General features: G+C 66.5%; 16 protein-coding genes. 7 read left to right on the top strand and 9 right to left on the bottom strand.

What is annotated here, in order from left to right; translation table 11 throughout:
- The first annotated feature begins 10 nt into the window (after nucleotides 1-10).
- The 3 genes from fnr to MW290_RS08225 all read left to right on the top strand — a co-directional run bounded on the left by fnr (nucleotide 11) and on the right by MW290_RS08225 (nucleotide 1,571).
- Nucleotides 11-736: a fumarate/nitrate reduction transcriptional regulator Fnr gene (gene fnr / locus MW290_RS08235; RefSeq protein WP_250194195.1), complete on the top strand. Its 726-nt coding sequence runs from the start codon at nucleotides 11-13 to the stop codon at nucleotides 734-736.
- A 95-nt stretch (nucleotides 737-831) separates the two neighbouring features.
- Nucleotides 832-984, top strand: coding sequence for a hypothetical protein (locus MW290_RS08230; protein WP_250196704.1), 153 nt, complete (start codon nucleotides 832-834; stop codon nucleotides 982-984).
- A gap of 17 nt (nucleotides 985-1,001) precedes the next feature.
- Complete coding sequence (locus MW290_RS08225; RefSeq protein WP_250194194.1) at nucleotides 1,002-1,571, top strand: DUF427 domain-containing protein; 570 nt, start codon at nucleotides 1,002-1,004, stop codon at nucleotides 1,569-1,571.
- On the opposite strand, the gene MW290_RS08220 is transcribed toward MW290_RS08225, so the two are convergent.
- Genes MW290_RS08220 through MW290_RS08200 form a run of 5 tightly spaced genes read right to left on the bottom strand, consistent with a single transcriptional unit; the run spans nucleotide 1,502 to nucleotide 6,022 of the window.
- Nucleotides 1,502-2,509, bottom strand: a complete 1,008-nt coding sequence (locus MW290_RS08220; RefSeq protein ID WP_250194193.1) for a DMT family transporter — start codon at nucleotides 2,507-2,509, stop codon at nucleotides 1,502-1,504. The two genes, MW290_RS08225 and MW290_RS08220, sit on opposite strands and share 70 nt — an antisense overlap.
- Before the next feature lie 40 nt (nucleotides 2,510-2,549).
- Entirely contained in the window at nucleotides 2,550-3,401 is an 852-nt protein-coding gene (locus tag MW290_RS08215; RefSeq protein ID WP_250194192.1) for a helix-turn-helix transcriptional regulator, read from the bottom strand.
- Between the two features lies 1 nt (nucleotide 3,402).
- Nucleotides 3,403-3,768: a 5-carboxymethyl-2-hydroxymuconate Delta-isomerase gene (locus MW290_RS08210; protein WP_250194191.1), complete on the bottom strand. Its 366-nt coding sequence runs from the start codon at nucleotides 3,766-3,768 to the stop codon at nucleotides 3,403-3,405.
- A 44-nt stretch (nucleotides 3,769-3,812) separates the two neighbouring features.
- Complete coding sequence (locus tag MW290_RS08205) at nucleotides 3,813-4,811, bottom strand: Bug family tripartite tricarboxylate transporter substrate binding protein (protein WP_250194190.1); 999 nt, start codon at nucleotides 4,809-4,811, stop codon at nucleotides 3,813-3,815.
- Nucleotides 4,812-4,858: 47 nt separating this feature from the next.
- The gene (locus MW290_RS08200) at nucleotides 4,859-6,022 is read right to left on the bottom strand and encodes a M20 aminoacylase family protein (protein ID WP_250196623.1); all 1,164 of its coding nucleotides are present in this window, start codon (nucleotides 6,020-6,022) and stop codon (nucleotides 4,859-4,861) included.
- A 339-nt stretch (nucleotides 6,023-6,361) separates the two neighbouring features.
- Between MW290_RS08200 and MW290_RS08195 the strand changes: the two genes are divergently transcribed.
- A complete protein-coding gene (locus MW290_RS08195; protein WP_250194189.1) occupies nucleotides 6,362-7,318 on the top strand; it encodes a LysR family transcriptional regulator in 957 nt (318 codons plus the stop codon).
- Nucleotides 7,319-7,342: 24 nt separating this feature from the next.
- Here the strand turns inward: MW290_RS08195 and MW290_RS08190 are convergent, their stop codons facing one another.
- Complete coding sequence (locus MW290_RS08190; RefSeq protein WP_250194188.1) at nucleotides 7,343-8,023, bottom strand: SDR family oxidoreductase; 681 nt, start codon at nucleotides 8,021-8,023, stop codon at nucleotides 7,343-7,345.
- 642 nt (nucleotides 8,024-8,665) lie between these two features.
- On the bottom strand, nucleotides 8,666-9,211 hold the full coding sequence (locus MW290_RS08185) for a HEPN domain-containing protein (protein WP_250194187.1): 546 nt from the start codon (nucleotides 9,209-9,211) through the stop codon (nucleotides 8,666-8,668).
- Here MW290_RS08185 and MW290_RS08180 point away from each other — a divergent pair.
- Nucleotides 9,210-10,256: an IS630 family transposase gene (locus MW290_RS08180; protein ID WP_250194186.1), complete on the top strand. Its 1,047-nt coding sequence runs from the start codon at nucleotides 9,210-9,212 to the stop codon at nucleotides 10,254-10,256. The genes MW290_RS08185 and MW290_RS08180 overlap by 2 nt on opposite strands.
- Here MW290_RS08180 and MW290_RS08175 read toward each other — a convergent pair.
- Entirely contained in the window at nucleotides 10,172-11,098 is a 927-nt protein-coding gene (locus tag MW290_RS08175; protein WP_250194185.1) for a hypothetical protein, read from the bottom strand. The two genes, MW290_RS08180 and MW290_RS08175, sit on opposite strands and share 85 nt — an antisense overlap.
- An 851-nt stretch (nucleotides 11,099-11,949) precedes the next feature.
- Nucleotides 11,950-12,909, bottom strand: coding sequence for an IS5 family transposase (locus MW290_RS08170; RefSeq protein ID WP_250194184.1), 960 nt, complete (start codon nucleotides 12,907-12,909; stop codon nucleotides 11,950-11,952).
- Between the two features lie 80 nt (nucleotides 12,910-12,989).
- On the opposite strand from MW290_RS08170, the gene MW290_RS08165 reads away from it, so the two are divergent.
- Both MW290_RS08165 and MW290_RS08160 read left to right on the top strand, forming a co-directional pair.
- The gene (locus MW290_RS08165; RefSeq protein WP_250194183.1) at nucleotides 12,990-13,907 is read left to right on the top strand and encodes an SIR2 family protein; all 918 of its coding nucleotides are present in this window, start codon (nucleotides 12,990-12,992) and stop codon (nucleotides 13,905-13,907) included.
- Nucleotides 13,904-15,664, top strand: a complete 1,761-nt coding sequence (locus tag MW290_RS08160; protein WP_250194182.1) for an ATP-binding protein — start codon at nucleotides 13,904-13,906, stop codon at nucleotides 15,662-15,664. The genes MW290_RS08165 and MW290_RS08160 overlap by 4 nt, the downstream gene beginning before the upstream one ends.
- The last annotated feature ends 447 nt before the right edge of the window (nucleotides 15,665-16,111 follow it).

The following is a 16,111-nucleotide window of genomic DNA, read 5'->3' as shown; positions in this document are numbered from 1 at the left end:
GGAGCAAGCCATGTCCACAGCCTCGAGTTCACGCGCGCAGGTGGCCTGCTCGCACTGCAACCTGCGCGAGCTGTGCCTGCCGGTGGGCCTGTCGGCCGAAGACATGGCGCGGCTGGACGACGCCATCAGCGAGCGCCGCCCGGTGCTGCGTGGCGCCGCGGCCTTCAGCGCCGGTGACCGTTTCACCGCGCTGTTCGCGGTGCGAGCGGGCTTTTTCAAGACCAGCATCACCACCGCCGAGGGGCGTGAGCAGATCACCGGCTTTCAGACCACCGGCGAGCTGCTGGGCATGGACGGCATCGGCACCGGTGCGCACAGCGCCACCGCCAGCGCGCTGGAAGATTCGCAGATCTGCGTCATCCCCTTCGCCGAACTGGAAGACGCCTCGCGCCAGTCGGCCGAGCTGCAGCGCCGCGTGCACCGGGTGATGAGCCGCGAGATCGTGCGTGAGCAGGGCGTGATGCTGATGCTGGGCGGCATGCGCGCCGAGCAGCGGCTGGCCGCCTTTCTGCTGAGCCTGGCCAAGCGGCTGCAGGCCCGCGGCTTTGCCCCGGCCGACATGCTGCTGCGCATGAGCCGCGAAGAGATCGGCAACTACCTGGGCATGACCATCGAGACCGTGAGCCGCACCTTCGCCAAGCTGCGCAAGGACGGCGTGGTGGCCGTGGACCATCGCGAGATCCGCATCCTGCGGCCCGACGAACTGCAGACCCTGGCCTCGGGCGCCAGCTGCTGACAGGCCCCGCACCTGCGGCCCTGCGCCTGGGGCTGGTGGGCCGGATCGATAATCGGGTGACACCGCATCACCCGCAAGCTGCGAGCACCCCCGCCATGGAATGGGTTCCGATCTTCCTCGTCATCTTCAAGCTCACCGTTTTCGGCACGGGCATGTTCTTCGCCATCAAGTGGCACTATGACGAGGGCAAGAAGCGCAAGCAGAAGGCTGCAGCCACCGCGGTGAACGCGGCGCCGCCGAAGCCCTGAACCGGGCGCATGTCGCGATGAGCCAGGTACCTGCAGACCAGCTGCCCGCCTGGCTGGCCGCCGCCCGCGACCACTGGACCTGGCGCGGCGCACGCCGCCCTGCCTTTGCGGCCGAGCCCGGCCCCGGCCAGGAATCGGTGTGGGACTACCCGCGCCCGCCCGCGCTGGTGCCCGATGCGCGCGAGGTGACCATCCACTGGCACGGCCTGCCGGTGGCACGCACGCACCGGGCCATCCGGCTGCTGGAAACCTCGCACCCGCCCAGCTTCTACATCCCCTGGGCCGACGTGGACCGCAGCCTGCTGCAGCGGGCCGACGGCAGCTCGTTCTGCGAATGGAAGGGCCCGGCCCAGTACTGGAGCCTGGTGCACGAGGGCCGCCGGCTCGACCGCATCGCCTGGAGCTACCCGCAACCGCTGGCCGGCGCCGAGGCCATTGCCGATTGCGTGGCCTTCTACGCCGAAGGCCTGGACTGCCGCGTCGGCGGCCAGCCGGTGACGCCCCAGCCCGGCGGCTTCTACGGCGGCTGGGTGACGCCCGAACTGGTGGGGCCGTTCAAGGGCGGGCCGGGCTCCAGCGGCTGGTGAGGCGGTCTTGCGCCCACGAGCGCACCCGCCAGCACCAGACCCAGCGCCATCAGCTGCGTGGGGGTGAGCGCCTCACCCAGCACGGCGGCAGCCCCGATGACCGCCACCACAGGCAGCCAGGCGGTGGACAGCGCAGCTTGTGTGGCCGTGGCCCGGCGGGCACCCGCGTACCAGAGCCAGAAGCCGATGACGGTGGGCACCCAGGCGTACCAGGCGATCGCGGCCAGCGCCGACCACTGGCCCGATGCACCGAGCGCAGGACGCGGCGACCCGAGCGCCCAGGCGACGGCAGCGGCCGGCAACGACAGCAGCAGGCCGCCCGCCGACATCAAGGTGGCCATGGCCAGCGGTTCGATGGTGCTGCGCAGCCGGCGCTGCCCCAGGATGAAGATGACTTCGCAAGCCACGGCCGCCGTCACCAGCCCGATGCCCAGGCCGCGATGCGGCAGCTGCTTGCCCTGGCCCGCACCCACACCCGCCGACAGCAGCAGCACCCCGGCGGTGGCCAGCGCAATGCCCAGCAGCGCGGCGACGCCGGGCCGCTCACCCAGGATCACGATCGCAAACAGGGCCGCCATGGCGGGCAGCGTGCCGGTCACCACGCCGGCATCGGCCGCGCTGACCATGGCGGTGCCGGCGATCAGCAACGCGGTGTAGCCCACGCTGCCCGATGCGGCCTGCATCAGCAGGATCCACGCATCGCGCCGGTCAGGCCGGGGCCATGCCGGGCGAAAGAGCACACACAGCAGCAGCAGCACCGGCAAGGCCAGCAGGTGCCGCAGCGCGGTGGCGGCAAAAGGTTCGATCTGCACGCCGATGAGCTTGCTGGCCACCACCGATGTGCCCACCGTGGCCATGGCGGCACCGCACAGCACGGGGCCCCACAGCGGCGCGCGGCCGCCCGGGGTGGAAGAAGAAGGAGGACTGGAGGTCGACATGCCCGCAGGATGTCGCCTGCGCCGCCGCCGATCTAGAACGTTATTGCGCGCCCGGGTGGCTGCGGCCCACGGCCCTGCGCCAGGCCCCGGGGGTGTAGCCGAACTGGCGGGTGAAGACACGCGTCAGGTGGCTCTGGTCGCTGAAGCCGCAGGCCATCGCGGTGTCGGCCAGCGACCAGCCGGCGGCCATGCGGTCGCGCGCACGCTGCAGCCGCCACTGCTGCCCCCAGGCCATGGGCGGCAAACCATGCCGGCGGCCGAACTGCCGCACCAGCGTATACCGGGTGGTGCCTGCCAAGGCCGCCAGTTCATCCAGCGTGGGCGCCTGCGCCAGGTCGTCGGCCAGGCGCTCGACCACCCGGGTCAGGTGGCCTTCGTCGGCCCGGGCCGGTCGCGGTGCCGGGGTACGTTCAAAGCTGCGGCCGAAGGCCAGCACCAGGCCCTCTTCCAGCAAGGCCGGGGCCGCGGCGCCGGCGTGCGGTGCCGCACCCGATGCCGCTTCAGCGGCTGCAAAGGCCTGATCCAGCGTCACGCGCAGCGCTGCTGCGTCGATGACCGGCGCATGCCACTCCAGGCTGGCGGCCTGCGTCAGGCCCAGCAGGCGGGCCAGGGCGGCCGGCTCGATGTGGAACATGCGCCAGCGCCGGCCGGCGTCGCCGATAGGGGTGCCGTCATGCACCTCGCCCGGGTTGTGGGTGATGCACTGCCCCGCAAAAGCCTCGACCATGCCGCGGCCGCTGGCCGACTTCTGCGCGCCGCGGTCCACCAGGCCCAGGCCGTAGCCGCCGTGCCAGTGGCGCGGAAAACTGCGCGCGCTGTCGGTCGTGGTGACGAACACGCCCGGCAGTGCCGTGGCGGCAACCGTGCTGCGGTGGGCGCCGGGCGCTGGCATGTCAACGCGGCGCCAGCACCGCCTTGGCGTAGATGTCGCGCTGCATTTCCACCACCTCCACCGAGACCTGGATGTGCAGCCCTGGCGCCGCCGGCAGGCAGGACAACAAGGCCTTGAGGGCGATTTCCCCCAGCTCGCGCCGGGTGTCGTCCGTTCGGCCCGTGAGCACCGCCAGCTGGCCCGCCACGAAGGCGCGGCCTTCGGCCTGCACGCCCACACGGAAGTGGTCGGCCTTGAAGGCCCGGCTCTTGATGTCCACCTCCTGGAAGTGGCCCGAATCCGCCAGCGCCGCATTGACGGCGGCCAGGCAGCGCCCGACCTCCAGGTGCTCGAGGTTGGCGCTGTACTGCAGGGTGAAGTGAGGCAAGGCGGTGCTCCGAATGCCCGCCGATCATAGGGGGGTGGCCGTCGTCACTCGCGCATCCTGGCGTAGTCCGCCAGCTTGGTGAAGCGCGCCACGTCGTCGCGGATCAGAGTGGTCAGGTCGTCACGCGGGCTGGCCGCGTAAGAGCCCATGTCTTCCATGCGCTGGCGCAGCGTCGCGTCGGCCAGCGCCTCCTGCAGCGCGGCTTGCAGCCGGCTGCTCACGTCGGCGGGCAGGCCCTTGGGGCCGACCAGGGCGAACCAGCCGCTCATCTCATAACCCTTGAGCAGCGGATGCTCGGCCAGCGTGGGCACCTGCGGCAGCGTCTTCAGGCGCTGGTCGCCGGTGACACCCAGCGCCGTGAGCCGGCCGTTCTGCAGAAAGGGCAGCGCGCCCGGCACCGACAGCATCGCCAGCTCGATGGCACCGCCGACCAGGTCGTTGGTCAGCGGCGCCACGCCTCGGTAGGGGATGTGCGTCATGAACAGCCCGGCGCGCTGCTTCATCAGCTCACCGGCAAAGTGCAGCGTGGAGCCCACGCCCGATGACCCATAGCTGTACTTGCCCGGCTGTCGCTTGACGGTGTCCACCAGCTCGGCCAGCGTCTTCACGCCCGCCTTGGGCCCGGCCACCAGCAGCACCGGCGCCTTGGACACCAGGCCGATGGGCGTGAAGTCCTTGAGCGGGTCGTAGCGCTGCGCGCGGTTGAGCACGCCGGTGGCCGCCAGCTCGTTGCTGCTGCCCAGCAGCAACGTGTAGCCATCGGCCGGGCTGGTGGCCACGCGCTGCGCGCCCAGCGCGCCAGCGGCGCCGCCCAGGTTCTCGATCACCAGCGTGGTCTTGAGCTTGGGGCCCAGCACTTCGGCCAGCTGCCGTGCGGTCACGTCCACCGAGCCCCCGGGCGGGTAGCCCACCATCAACCGGATGGGCCGTTCGGGCCAGGCGGCGGCTCGTGCCGCGGGCAGGGCCACGCCGGCCGCAGCCAGGGTCAACAGCTGACGGCGGCGCAAGGCCAGTGAAGACAAGGAAGCAGTGAGGTGGGTCATGGCAGTGGCAGGGCGGCTGGGTTCGACAGGGGAAGACGAAAGGGTTCTCAGGCCGGCAGCGGCTGGTTCACCAGGAAGCGCTGCACCAGCCGCGTCCAGTAGGTGGCGGCCAGTGGCAGCGCGGCGTCGTTGAAGTCGTAGCCGGGGTTGTGCACCATGCAACCGCCCTGGCCATGCGCCTCGCCCACGCCGTTGCCCACCAGCAGGTAGGCGCCGGGGCAGGCTTCGAGCATGAAGCTGAAGTCCTCGCTGCCGGTCAACGGCTGCAGGTCGGGCATCAGGCCTTCTTCGCCCAGCCAGTCGCGGGCCACGTCGCGCGCAAAGCGCGTCCAGCCCGGGTGGTTGACCAGCGCCGGGTAGCGCCAGTGGTAGTCCACCTCGGCCCGCACGCCCAGGGTCTGCGCCTGCGCCTGCACCAGCGCGGTGATGCGTTCACGCAGCGCCGCCCGCACCTCGGGGCGCTGGGCGCGCACGGTCAGCTTCATCTGCACATGGGCCGGAATGACGTTGGGTGCGTCGCCCGCGTGGATGGCACCGACGCTGACGACGGCCATGTCGCGCGGATCGGTCTGGCGGCTGACGATGGTCTGCAGCGCGACGATGATGTGTGCAGCGGCCACCACCGGGTCGGCCGCCAGGTGCGGTGCCGAGCCGTGGCCGCCCCGGCCGTGCACGTCGATGATCACGGTGTCGGACGAGGCCATGAAAGGCCCCTCGCGAAAGCCGAAGCTGCCCACCGGATGGCCTGGCATGTTGTGCAGCGCGAACACTGCATCACAAGGAAAGCGCTCGAACAGGCCGTCGGCCACCATCTCGCGGCCCCCGCCCAGGCCTTCTTCGGCCGGCTGGAAGATCAGGTGCAAGGTGCCGTCGAAGTGCTGCTGCTCGGCGATGTGCCGGGCCGCGGCCAGCAGGATGGCGGTGTGCCCATCGTGGCCGCAGGCGTGCATGCGGCCGGCATGGCGGCTGGCGTAGGGCAGGCCGGTGGCTTCGGCGATGGGCAGCGCGTCCATGTCGGCGCGCAGGCCCAGCCGGCGCGGGCCGCTGCCGCGGCGCAGCGTGCCCACCACGCCGGTGCGGCCCAGGCCGCGGTGCACTTCATAGCCCCATTGGGCCAGGCAGTCGGCCACCACCTGGCTGGTGGCCCGCTCTTCGAACGCCAGCTCGGGATGGGCATGCAGGTGGTGGCGCAGCGCCACCATCTCGGGCATCAAGGCCCATACGCTGGGTGGCACGGCGGCGTGCGGCTCGGGCAGTTCGGCATCGGTCAGCGCGCTGAAGGGGCTGGTGGGGCAGCAGGACAGGCTCATGGACGAAGGGGCGGCGTGAGGCTCGCCATGCAGGGGTCGCTCGACCCGGAGCTGCCAGCGTAGGCAGCTCGCTCACCGATGGGGAGGCAGGCACCGCCTGCCACCGGTCAGCCCTGCCTGCCTTGTGGCACCACACGCAGGCAGCGCGGCCCAGCGCCGGTGCGCCGCAGGCTGGACACGGCCCTGTGCGCGCCAAGCCGGGGCGTGGCGGGCACCGGCCCACCGGGATAATTCGCGCCGATGAAGCTGCACCAGATCCGCTACCTCGTGGCCGTGGAAGCCCACGGCAGCGTGCGCGCCGCGGCGCGGGCGCTGAGGGTGGCGCCGGCCACCGTCACCCAGGGCCTGCGTGAACTGGAGGCCGACTGCGGCCTGAGCCTGTTCCACCGCAGTGGCGGTGCGGCGGTGCTGAACGAGGCCGGGCGCGACCTGCTGGCCCATGCCCAACGCATCGTGCAGCAGCTGCAGCAGGCCGAAGCCGACATCGCCCTGCACCGCCAGCGCGGCGCGGTCGAGCGGCTGTCGTTGGGCATCACGCCCTGGGTGGCGCAGGCCCTGCTGGCGCCGGTGCTGGTGGCCTTCAGGGCGGCCATGCCGCAGGTGCAGCTGGAGCTGTTCGACGGTTTCTCTGCCCTGGCCTACCCGCGGCTGCGCTCGGGCGAGCTGTCGATGATGATCGGCCGCATCGGCGCCCCGGAGGAGATGGAAGGCCTGCAGGCCACGCCGCTGTTCAGCTACGAGGCCATCGTGGCCGGCCGCCGCGGCCACCCCAACGCCGGCGCCACCAGCGTGCACGACCTGCTGGACAGCGACTGGCTGCTGAACTTCGACACCGCCGGTGAAGCAGCGCTGATGCACCAGCTCTTCGGCGCGCATGGCGCGCCGGTGCCGCGTGAGCGCATCCACCTGGCGCAGTCGGCTTCGCTGATGCTGACGCTGGTGCGCCAGACCGACTTCCTCACCTTCTGCCCGTGGCCGCTGCTGGAAACCGGCGAGCTGCGCGGTGAGCTGGCCGCGTTGCCACTGCGCGAGCGCTTCGACCCGCGCACCGTGGGTGTCATCCGCCGCGCGCAGGAGGCGCCCAGCCTGGCGGCGCAGCGCTTCATCGCGCTGTTCATGGACGAGGTTCGCCGCGGCAAGGCCAACCCCGATCCGGCGTTGCGGCGGCTGTACTACAGCGTGGAACTGCTGGCCTGACGGCGAAAGATGGCCGGCGGCCGCTCAGCGAACCGCCCAGCCGCCGCTGACCGGGAACACCTGGCCCACGAAGCAATCGGCCGCGTCGCTGCACAGGTAGGCGGCCAGCAGCGCATCTTCGCGCGCCGCCACCAACCGGCCGAGCGGCACCTCCCGCGCCAGCCGCTCCTGAAAGCGCGGGTTGGCCTGCACCTCGGCCGGGAAGTAGGTGGGGTTGTCGACGAAGTTCTGCGCGATGGCGTTCACCTGCACCTGGCGCGGCGCCAACTCCACCCCCACGGCCTGCACATAGGCCAGCTGGGCCCCGCGGGCCGCGCTGTAGGTGGAAGCGCGCTTCATGCCCCGCAGCGCCGCCGCACTGCCGATGACCAGCACCTTGCCCGAGCCCCGCGCCAGCATGGCCGGCGCAGCCGCCGCCACCAGGCGCGGCAGCGGATCGACCAGCGCGGCAAACACCTGGCGCCACTCGTCCTCACCCACCTCGGTGGCGGGCGTGCTGGGGGCCAAATGGGCCAGGTTGGCGACCAGCACATCGATGGCGCCGGCCTGCTGCACCACGCGCGCAGCGGCCTCAGGCTCGCTCAAGGACTCGGCACTCGCGACCACGGTGGCGCCTTGTTCCGCGAACACCTCGCACAGCACGGGCCCCATGAATTCGGTGCACTGCGTGATGAGGACGCGCTTGCCGACGAGGGCGTTTTGCATGGGTGCTTGCGGTAGTGGGCGCGCCGGCGGGGCTGGCGCAAAGCCGGGGCATTGTGGGGTGGGCGGGGCGGGGTTGCCAAGGGTGTGTTTGCCCTGCTGCGCGTGGGAGGAGGCGGGCGGCTGGGCAGGCGGGTAGGGGCGGGCGGTTGCCCCGGGATGGTGGGTCCTCGGGGGTGGGCCGAACGTCAGTTCAAGACTGGCTGCGGCCGCTCAGCTTCGACCGGTGATCGACGGCCTTTGGCCTAAAGCAGGCTTGCGCGGATCCGTTCCTCTGATGCCCGATCCGGCTTCCTGGCCGGTCAGCCGCACGCCGCCATGGTCTCGGCGGTAATCCAACGACCGCTGTGATCGTCCGCGCACCGGCACTCCCGACCCATCGGCGACATCAACAGACTTGAATTGGTCGCTCTAAATCCGCCGCGCGGACCTGGACATGCCTGCGACGTACGCTCCAATACAGAGGGCGTAGATAGTCGGCAGCAGTGGAAGCGACAAAGGCGCGAAAAGCGGCTTATGACTGTACGGGCTCACCACATTTGGGAGCGCACAGCGCAAGCCAATCTGTGATCGCATGTAGGCTTCCGGCCAAGTCCGGTCCGTGTCGAGCGCCGGAGCCCGAGCAGATCGACCCATAACGCGACGTCATGCCGCACCAGCAGCCGCTGCTCCCCGGCTACGTCCGTCTAGGCGCAAGCAGTGTTGCTTGATCTCGCCGGGCTCCCGGTATCCGTCTTCAACAAACGAAACCATATTAATCAGCAGCTGTGCCGCGTACCTACTGAGCTCGCCGACGTCCCGTTCGGCGATGTGATTACGCGATGCTCGATGGACCGCCTGTGACCGCATTGCATAGAGTGCCGCCACTCGCTTCTTCAGACTGCCATACTGCTCGCGTGCCACGAACTCATATCCGCCGAACACAAGGACAGCTGCCACTCCGATCGACAGCGATCTGGTGATGTCGTCCTGATCGATGGCAAAGAAGGTCTCGATGCAACTCCAGTACTTCACGAACTGCATAACGGGCACGGGATCGCGGTGAGCGTCCGCGAACCAATGGAATCCGCGGGCAATCGACTCTTCGAGCGCAGTTCTCGCCTCACTTTCGAAGATCCGCATGGCAGTGCCAACGACACTAGTCCACTGAATCCTTGAAATCGGCTGTGTATGCTTCATCTTGAAGGACATGCACAGGATGACATTGACGGACGACGATCGCGCGGATCTGGAGGCGGTGATCCGCAAGCGCAGTGGTAGCGCGGCGCTGGCTCGGCGGGCGCGCTGCGTGCTGCTGTGGGCTGATGGCGAGCGCCGGGTGGACATCCGAGCCAAGCTGGCCTGCAACGATGCCTTCGTCACGCGCTGGACAAAGGCCTTCGAGCTTCAGGGGCTGGCCGGGCTGGTATCGCTGCACCCTGGTCGCGCTCCCGTAAGGCCAGTGGCCAAGCTGGAAGCCCGGGTGCTGAACAAGACCCTGAAGCACAAACCCAAGGACGGCTCCACGCACTGGAGCAGCCGCAAGCTGGCGGCCGAGCTGGGCGATGTCTCGTTCTCCGCCGTGCAGCGCATCTGGCGCAAGCACGGCCTTCAGCCGCACCGCCTGGAACGGCACCTTGTTTCCAACGATCCGGACTTCGAAGCCAAGGCCGCTGACGTGATCGGGCTGTACCTCAACCCGCCTGCGCACGCTGCCGTGTTCTGCGTCGACGAGAAGACGGCCATCCAGGCCCTCGACCGCAAAGACCGGATGCTGCCGTTGGCTCCTGGCCGGGCCGAGAGCCATGGCTTCGAATACAAGCGCAACGGAACCTTGAGCCTGTTCGCCGCGCTGAACACCGCCACTGGCGAGGTGCTGGGCATGACCGCGCCGCGCCACACGAGCGAGCAGTTCGTCGGCTTCCTGGGCGACGTGGTCGCCAGCCAACCCCAAGGCCGCGAGATCCATGTCATCTGCGACAACGTCAGCAGCCACAAGACTGAGCTGGTTCAAGCCTTCCTGGCCAAGCACGGCAACGTCCAGATCCACTTCACGCCGACCTATTCGTCCTGGCTCAACCAAGTTGAGAACTGGTTCTCCCGCATCCAGCGCGACGTCATCAGCCGGGGCATCTTCACCTCCGTCAAGGACCTGGACAAGAAGCTCATGCGCTACATCCGCGAGCACAACAAGAGCCCCAAGCCGATCAAGTGGAAGTACGACAACCCGAACCGTCGACACCACCAATTTTTCTGATTCAGTGGACTAGCCTCGATTAGCTGGTCGCGCAGGCCTTCGCCGATCTCGAATGGCACGCCGCGAATACCACTACGATGGAGCGTGAAGTTGTCGCTTGGCTCGCACCACGAGAACCAGGTTGCGTCGCCGTGTGAGTCGTGCCCAGACATATTCGGACTGACAAAAATGCGGGCTGCGCCGTCTTCCAACACTACAGCCGCGGCGGTTGCAAGTAGCCCAGCAACCAGGTCTGCACATGTTCGAAATTTCTTCTCGGCAACACGCTGTGTGCCCCTGGCTCCGCCACACAGCCACAGCTCGCGGCTCTGGTTTCGTTCGACTACCTTAGCGATCTCGGCCCAAGTATGGTCCACGCCCGCTTTGTCTAAGTGGCTCACCGAAGGGCGAACGAGCCTCATCGACCTCAATACAAGTTCGTCGATTCCTTTGAACTCAATGCCCACGAAGGGCACGATGAACTGGCGCGACTGGAGCTGTGGCGTAATTTTCTCCGTGACCAAGTCGAGCCACTCTCCCGCGCTGTCAGCCATCTGGCGCTGGGCCACTAGGGCCTCAAGCGTCTTCCAGCAAGCACCCCATATGTCCGCGTAGTCGGCCAAGCCACCGAATGGATCCGCCTCTTGAAGCGTCCGCACAATGAGCCGGACCTGCTGCATCCCATGCTTGCTCAGCAGCGCCATTCGATGATCGGACAACTGCAATTCGTGACCGAACGGCACCTTCTTGAAGTCGTGGATCGAAGTGATGGGAATAAACGACTTTGCGCTGGCCAGCTGTTTGAGCCCGTACTCTATGGTTCGAGCTTGCTTTTTCAAAAGTCGGGGTGTTGCAGCCGTCATTGCTTATCCATGACACGCCGGTCGTGTCCGTTCTAAGGTGTAGATCCACAGGCCGGAGAAGACCCAGAACCCGAGACCATGCGTCGCTGCGCAGCGCGCTTGCTCCGGGACGTCGCACGAGCTCGACCCCAATTACCCCCGCAACCTTGTGATTTCATAAGCCTCGATAGTCGAACGCCTCTACCCCGACGTCCGGTATCGCCTAGCACGACGCAGTGTACGCACTGCGGTTGGGTCGAAGAAACACACACAGCTCTTGTTGATCACCCGTCGCCTTGGAAGGAAGCCAAGACAACAGGCCAACGTATCAGGCTCGCAAGCAGTCCTTCACCAACGACCGCTCCTGGCCGGGTTCGGGTCTTCACCTCATGCTCGGAGAGCAGTCATATGACACGCACTGCAGGCGTGGCAAAACGGGGTTCCTGGCGTACCCGTAAGTTGAGGATCTGCCGCTTGGCACTGCCGCGACGGGCAGGACCCGGCCAGGAGCGGTCGGAACAGTGTGGCTGCTATTGGAACGGCTGGTCGATTCTTTGGACGTTAGGATCGTGGACACGATGACGCTGTAGCGCGCTACCCATGACGCTGGATGACATCAAGAGGCATCTGCAAGGCCACCTTAGCGACGGTCTGGTTACCGTCATTGGGTCAGGCCTTTCTTGTGCGGAAGGGTTACCCGGGATGGGCGAGCTAGGGAAGGTCTGCACAACGCGATGCGATGCGCCCGTCGAGCCGATTCGATGATCGTCAAGCGCCGTCTGGCTGCACCGAGGCGATTCGCGGCGTCTTCGAGGCCCCGGTTGGGCCTGCTGCAGCGCTCCGCAGGCCCCTGCAAGGCACCGCGGACGCACTCATCCCTGCGCTCCGATCAGCTGCCGCCTCGCCATCCACAGGTTTGACAGCGCGAAGAGCGTGGCGATCTGCGCCGTGTTCTTGGCCAATCCTCGGTAGCGAACCTTTGTGTAGCCGAACTGCCGCTTGATTACCCGGAACGGATGCTCGACCTTGGCCCGGATGCTTGCCTTCCACTTCTCCAGGCTCAGCGCCTCGAAGTGCGGCGCGATGAACGGGTTGAGCTTGCGCCGCAACCCTGGCCGCATGGCCACGTGCCACTGCGGCCCCTGGGCTTCGATGCGCTTGTGCACGCCTTGGTAGCCCGCGTCTCCAAAGGCGACCTCCTCGTCACCGTGCAGCAGTGCGCCGGCCTGCGTCACGTCGTTGACGCTGGCGGCCGTGCCCACGACGCTGTGCACCAAGCCGGAGTGCGCGTCCACGCCGATGTGGGCCTTCATGCCGAAGTACCACTGGTTGCCCTTCTTGGCCTGCTTCATCTCGGGGTCCCGCTCGCCCTCGGCGTTCTTGGTCGAACTCGGCGCGGCGATCAAGGTGGCGTCGACGACGGTGCCCTTCTTCATCATCAGGCCCTTGGCCTGGAGGATGTCGTTGACCACCCGCAGCATGTCGGTGGCCAAATCGTGCTTCTCCAGCAGGTGCCGAAACCTCAGGATGGTGGTCTCGTCGGGCAATCGCTCGACACCTTCGCCCAAACGAGCGAACTCACGGAAGACGGGCATGTCGTGCAGCGCCTCTTCCATCGCCGGGTCGGACAGCGCGAACCATTGCTGCAGGTAGTGAACTCGCAGCATGGTCTCGATGGGAAACGGCGGCCGTCCGGTCTTGGCCTTGGGGTAGTACGGCTCCACCACCTGCATCAGCGCCGACCACGGCACCACGCGTTCCATCTCTTCGAGGAACTCGCGCTTTCGGGTCTTCTTCGTCGACAGGTTCAGGCCAAGTCCGAGCTGCTTCATGAGCGTGATCATCCCTGGCGCAGGGCGGTCAGGCTATTCGGATCGGCACGTAGTTGTGCAGACCTTCCCTAGCGGATCACTTGTGCGCCAGCATCGGCGCCGGTCTGGGTGCGGCCGATCTGGCTGCCTGGGAAGAGATACTTCCGCTCATCAAGACGAAAGGGTTGGAAGCCGCTCTGCAGGCAAAGGCACCGACGCCGGCACTTGAGTCGGCCATATCGACCGTCACAGGCGCAATGATCGCCGAGCGGGAGCGGCTGGTTCTTGCCTCGGTTTTCAATGGCGAGAGGCAGCTGCGTCTGACCCGACTTCTTGGTCACATGCTCAAGCCGTCATCTGGCCTACCCATCGTGACGACGAACTACGACCGGCTGGTCGAGTTCGCTGTCGAAGAGGCAGGGCTTGGTGCCGACACGATGTTCGTTGGTCGATTCGCCGGCTCTCTCAACGAACGCGAGAGCAAGCTGAGCTTCTGTCGGAACGTCACCTACAAGAAGCCGAAGTTCACCTACCACTACAGGCCTCGGGCTCTGGTCTGCAAACCGCACGGCAGCCTTGATTGGTATCTGCGGGGAGGTAAGCCGGTGTGCTGTGCAAGCGACCTGCCCGGCGCAAGGCGCCTGATCATCACTCCCGGGCAGAACAAGTTTCGCAACGGCTACGAGAGCCCGTTCGATCATCATCGGGCCAAGGCGAACGAGGCGATTGACCGAGCCAGTAGGTTCCTGTTCCTTGGCTACGGATTCAATGACGACCACCTGGAGACGCACCTGACTCCCTCGATCAAGGGCGGAACGCCAACTCTCATGCTTTCGCGGACCCTTACCCCAAATGCTGCAGCATTGGCTCAAGCCAATGCAAACGTCACTGCACTGGAGCACCATGTAGAGGCCGGCGTTCCAGGAGCGCGGCTGACCATCAACAGGGCGCAGCAGTTCGTCCCGGGGCTCGCTCTCTGGGATGTGAATTCACTCATCGATGAGGTTCTTGAGCCATGAATGACACCTCTGCTGCCCTGCAATTCACGGAGGTCGACCTTCTCGGCAAGGTTGCTGCCGTGGATACAAGTCGCGTCAGCATCGATGTCTCGAACTCCGTGCTCCTCACGCGAATTGGAATCGGGAATCTGATCGCCGTTCGCGGGAGCACGGAGCGGGAGTACCTGATCGCTGTGACCGAGCGCGTTACCAGGAGCTTGCGCGACGAACTGGCGAGTGATCTGCCAGAAGATGGCGAAGACTCGGAGCTTGTGTCTGTGCCGACCGACCTCGTGCGAGGTGCCTTGATCGGAACCTTCCGAACCGTTGATGGTGACAAGAAGAACACTTTCAAGCGTGGCGCTGACAGCTTCCCCCAAATCGACCGCGAGTGCTACGTTGTTGATGCCGCGAACCTTCAGCGCTTCATGGGAATCCTCGGCGCAGACTTCCCCGAGAACGAGCGTCTGAAGCTGGGCGTGTTCGTTGCCGACAGGAGTGCAGAAGCCATCGTCAGTGGCGACAAGTTCTTTCAACGGCACGCTGCAATTCTTGGCAGCACTGGGTCGGGCAAGAGCTACGCGGTTGCCTTGATTCTGGAGCGGGCGGCCAAACTCAAGTTCCCCAACATCATCGTGTTTGACATGCATGGTGAGTACGCCCCTCTGGCCGACAAGAAGGAGGGAGGCTTCGCGCAGCGGCTCCGGATTGCCGGCCCAGGGGACCTGGAGAAGCCTGGCGATGACGCACTGTTCCTCCCGTACTGGCTGCTCAACCGAGACGAGATGCTGTCAATGATTCTTGACCGCAGTGACCAGAACGCACCTAACCAAGCATCGCGGTTCACGCTGCACGTCAGGACGTTGAAGCAGAAGACCCTTGAGGCCGAGAACAAGCCCGAGATCGTAAAGACCTTCACTGTCGATTCGCCGGTTCCGTACCAAATCAATGACCTCGTTGCCCTGCTCGAGCTTGACAACACGACCAAAGGCCAAGGAAAGACTGGGCCGGTCAAGGGCGAGTGGGAAGACAAGCTCACCCGGTTCATCTCTCGCCTCGAAGCGAAGCTGGATGATCGTCGCTACGGCTTCATGTTCACGCCGCCTGCGGAGGTCAACACGTATGGCTGGCTTGCGGCGCAGGTCGCCCAACTGCTAGGCTCAAACGGTGGTGACGGCATCAAAGTGATTGACTTTTCCGAAGTGCCGTCCGATGTGCTGCCAGTCGTCACCGGCACGCTCGCGCGGCTGCTTTATGACGTTCAGTTCTGGATGGACCCCGCGAAGCGCACGCCGATTACGTTGCTTTGCGACGAGGCGCATCTGTACCTCCCTGTCCGCGACGATGCCGACGCTGTGCAGCGTCAGGCGCTTGGCGCGTTCGAGCGCATTGCGAAGGAAGGCCGGAAGTACGGGTTCTCGTTGCTGGTGGTTAGCCAGCGCCCTTCGGATGTCAGCAAGACCATCCTGAGCCAGTGCAACAACTTCCTTTCCCTCCGCCTGACAAACGACACGGACCAGGCCGTAATCAAACGCCTGATGCCGGACTCCTTAGCGGGACTCACCAGCATTCTTCCGCTGCTGGATACTGGCGAGGCCTTGATGCTCGGTGACGCGGTTCTTCTCCCTTCGCGGATTCGCCTTGACAAGCCGCTCATCACCCCCGACAGCGCGACGCGGGACTTCTGGAAGGAGTGGGGCAAGCAGGCGCCGGATGTCGTAGCCCTCAATCTCGCCATCGAGGCACTGCGCAGTCAGACACGCCCGAAGATGAGTTGACCAACCTCGGTCGCAGTCTGTTTAGGACCAGCGGCTAGTCGCATATGCCTACCGCAGCTTAGAGGCGGTTTGCGCTGGTCGACTTGTCGTGAACGGCTGGTTCGTGGGTACGTGCTTCACCGGCTGAGCGACAGGATCGGGTCGTGAGTAACCCGTCGCGCCAAGGACCAGCGGTCGTTCGACCGGGGCACGACGCAGCTTGAAATGGGTTGAAGGGTCGCCGCCCCTGGCCGCCACCGCGTTGCCGGCAACGTCAGCATTACCCTCGGAAGCAGCCGGATGTGGCGCCACGTGGTGCGACCGCGAACGACTGCAAGGTGTCCGAGACCGTCAGTTCGAGGGCTGGCGGCGACCGACCGCACCCGCTGCAATGCCGACATGCCAGACCCGAGCGCACACGCCCGCTCAGGGCCTGCACTTCCACTCCGATCAGTGCGCCAGCAACCC

Origin of the sequence: Aquincola tertiaricarbonis, assembly GCF_023573145.1 — a bacterium.
Lineage (GTDB): Bacteria > Pseudomonadota > Gammaproteobacteria > Burkholderiales > Burkholderiaceae_C > Aquincola > Aquincola tertiaricarbonis_B.
The sequence above is the reverse complement of the archived record's forward strand: the minus strand, read 5'-3'. Positions and strand labels throughout refer to the sequence as shown.

Bases quoted from the DNA above. Each gene is read 5' to 3' on its own strand.
- fnr (WP_250194195.1), top strand. From the start codon at position 11: ATGTCCACAGCCTCGAGTTCACGCGCGCAGGTGGCCTGCTCGCACTGC.
- MW290_RS08185 (WP_250194187.1), bottom strand. From the start codon at position 9,211: ATGTCCTTCAAGATGAAGCATACACAGCCGATTTCAAGGATTCAGTGG.
- MW290_RS08230 (WP_250196704.1), top strand. From the start codon at position 832: ATGGAATGGGTTCCGATCTTCCTCGTCATCTTCAAGCTCACCGTTTTC.
- MW290_RS08195 (WP_250194189.1), top strand. From the start codon at position 6,362: ATGAAGCTGCACCAGATCCGCTACCTCGTGGCCGTGGAAGCCCACGGC.
- MW290_RS08205 (WP_250194190.1), bottom strand. From the start codon at position 4,811: ATGACCCACCTCACTGCTTCCTTGTCTTCACTGGCCTTGCGCCGCCGT.
- MW290_RS08180 (WP_250194186.1), top strand. From the start codon at position 9,210: ATGCACAGGATGACATTGACGGACGACGATCGCGCGGATCTGGAGGCG.
- MW290_RS08200 (WP_250196623.1), bottom strand. From the start codon at position 6,022: ATGCCCGAGATGGTGGCGCTGCGCCACCACCTGCATGCCCATCCCGAG.
- MW290_RS08190 (WP_250194188.1), bottom strand. From the start codon at position 8,023: ATGCAAAACGCCCTCGTCGGCAAGCGCGTCCTCATCACGCAGTGCACC.
- MW290_RS08170 (WP_250194184.1), bottom strand. From the start codon at position 12,909: ATGAAGCAGCTCGGACTTGGCCTGAACCTGTCGACGAAGAAGACCCGA.
- MW290_RS08215 (WP_250194192.1), bottom strand. From the start codon at position 3,401: ATGCCAGCGCCCGGCGCCCACCGCAGCACGGTTGCCGCCACGGCACTG.
- MW290_RS08160 (WP_250194182.1), top strand. From the start codon at position 13,904: ATGAATGACACCTCTGCTGCCCTGCAATTCACGGAGGTCGACCTTCTC.
- MW290_RS08225 (WP_250194194.1), top strand. From the start codon at position 1,002: ATGAGCCAGGTACCTGCAGACCAGCTGCCCGCCTGGCTGGCCGCCGCC.
- MW290_RS08175 (WP_250194185.1), bottom strand. From the start codon at position 11,098: ATGACGGCTGCAACACCCCGACTTTTGAAAAAGCAAGCTCGAACCATA.
- MW290_RS08220 (WP_250194193.1), bottom strand. From the start codon at position 2,509: ATGTCGACCTCCAGTCCTCCTTCTTCTTCCACCCCGGGCGGCCGCGCG.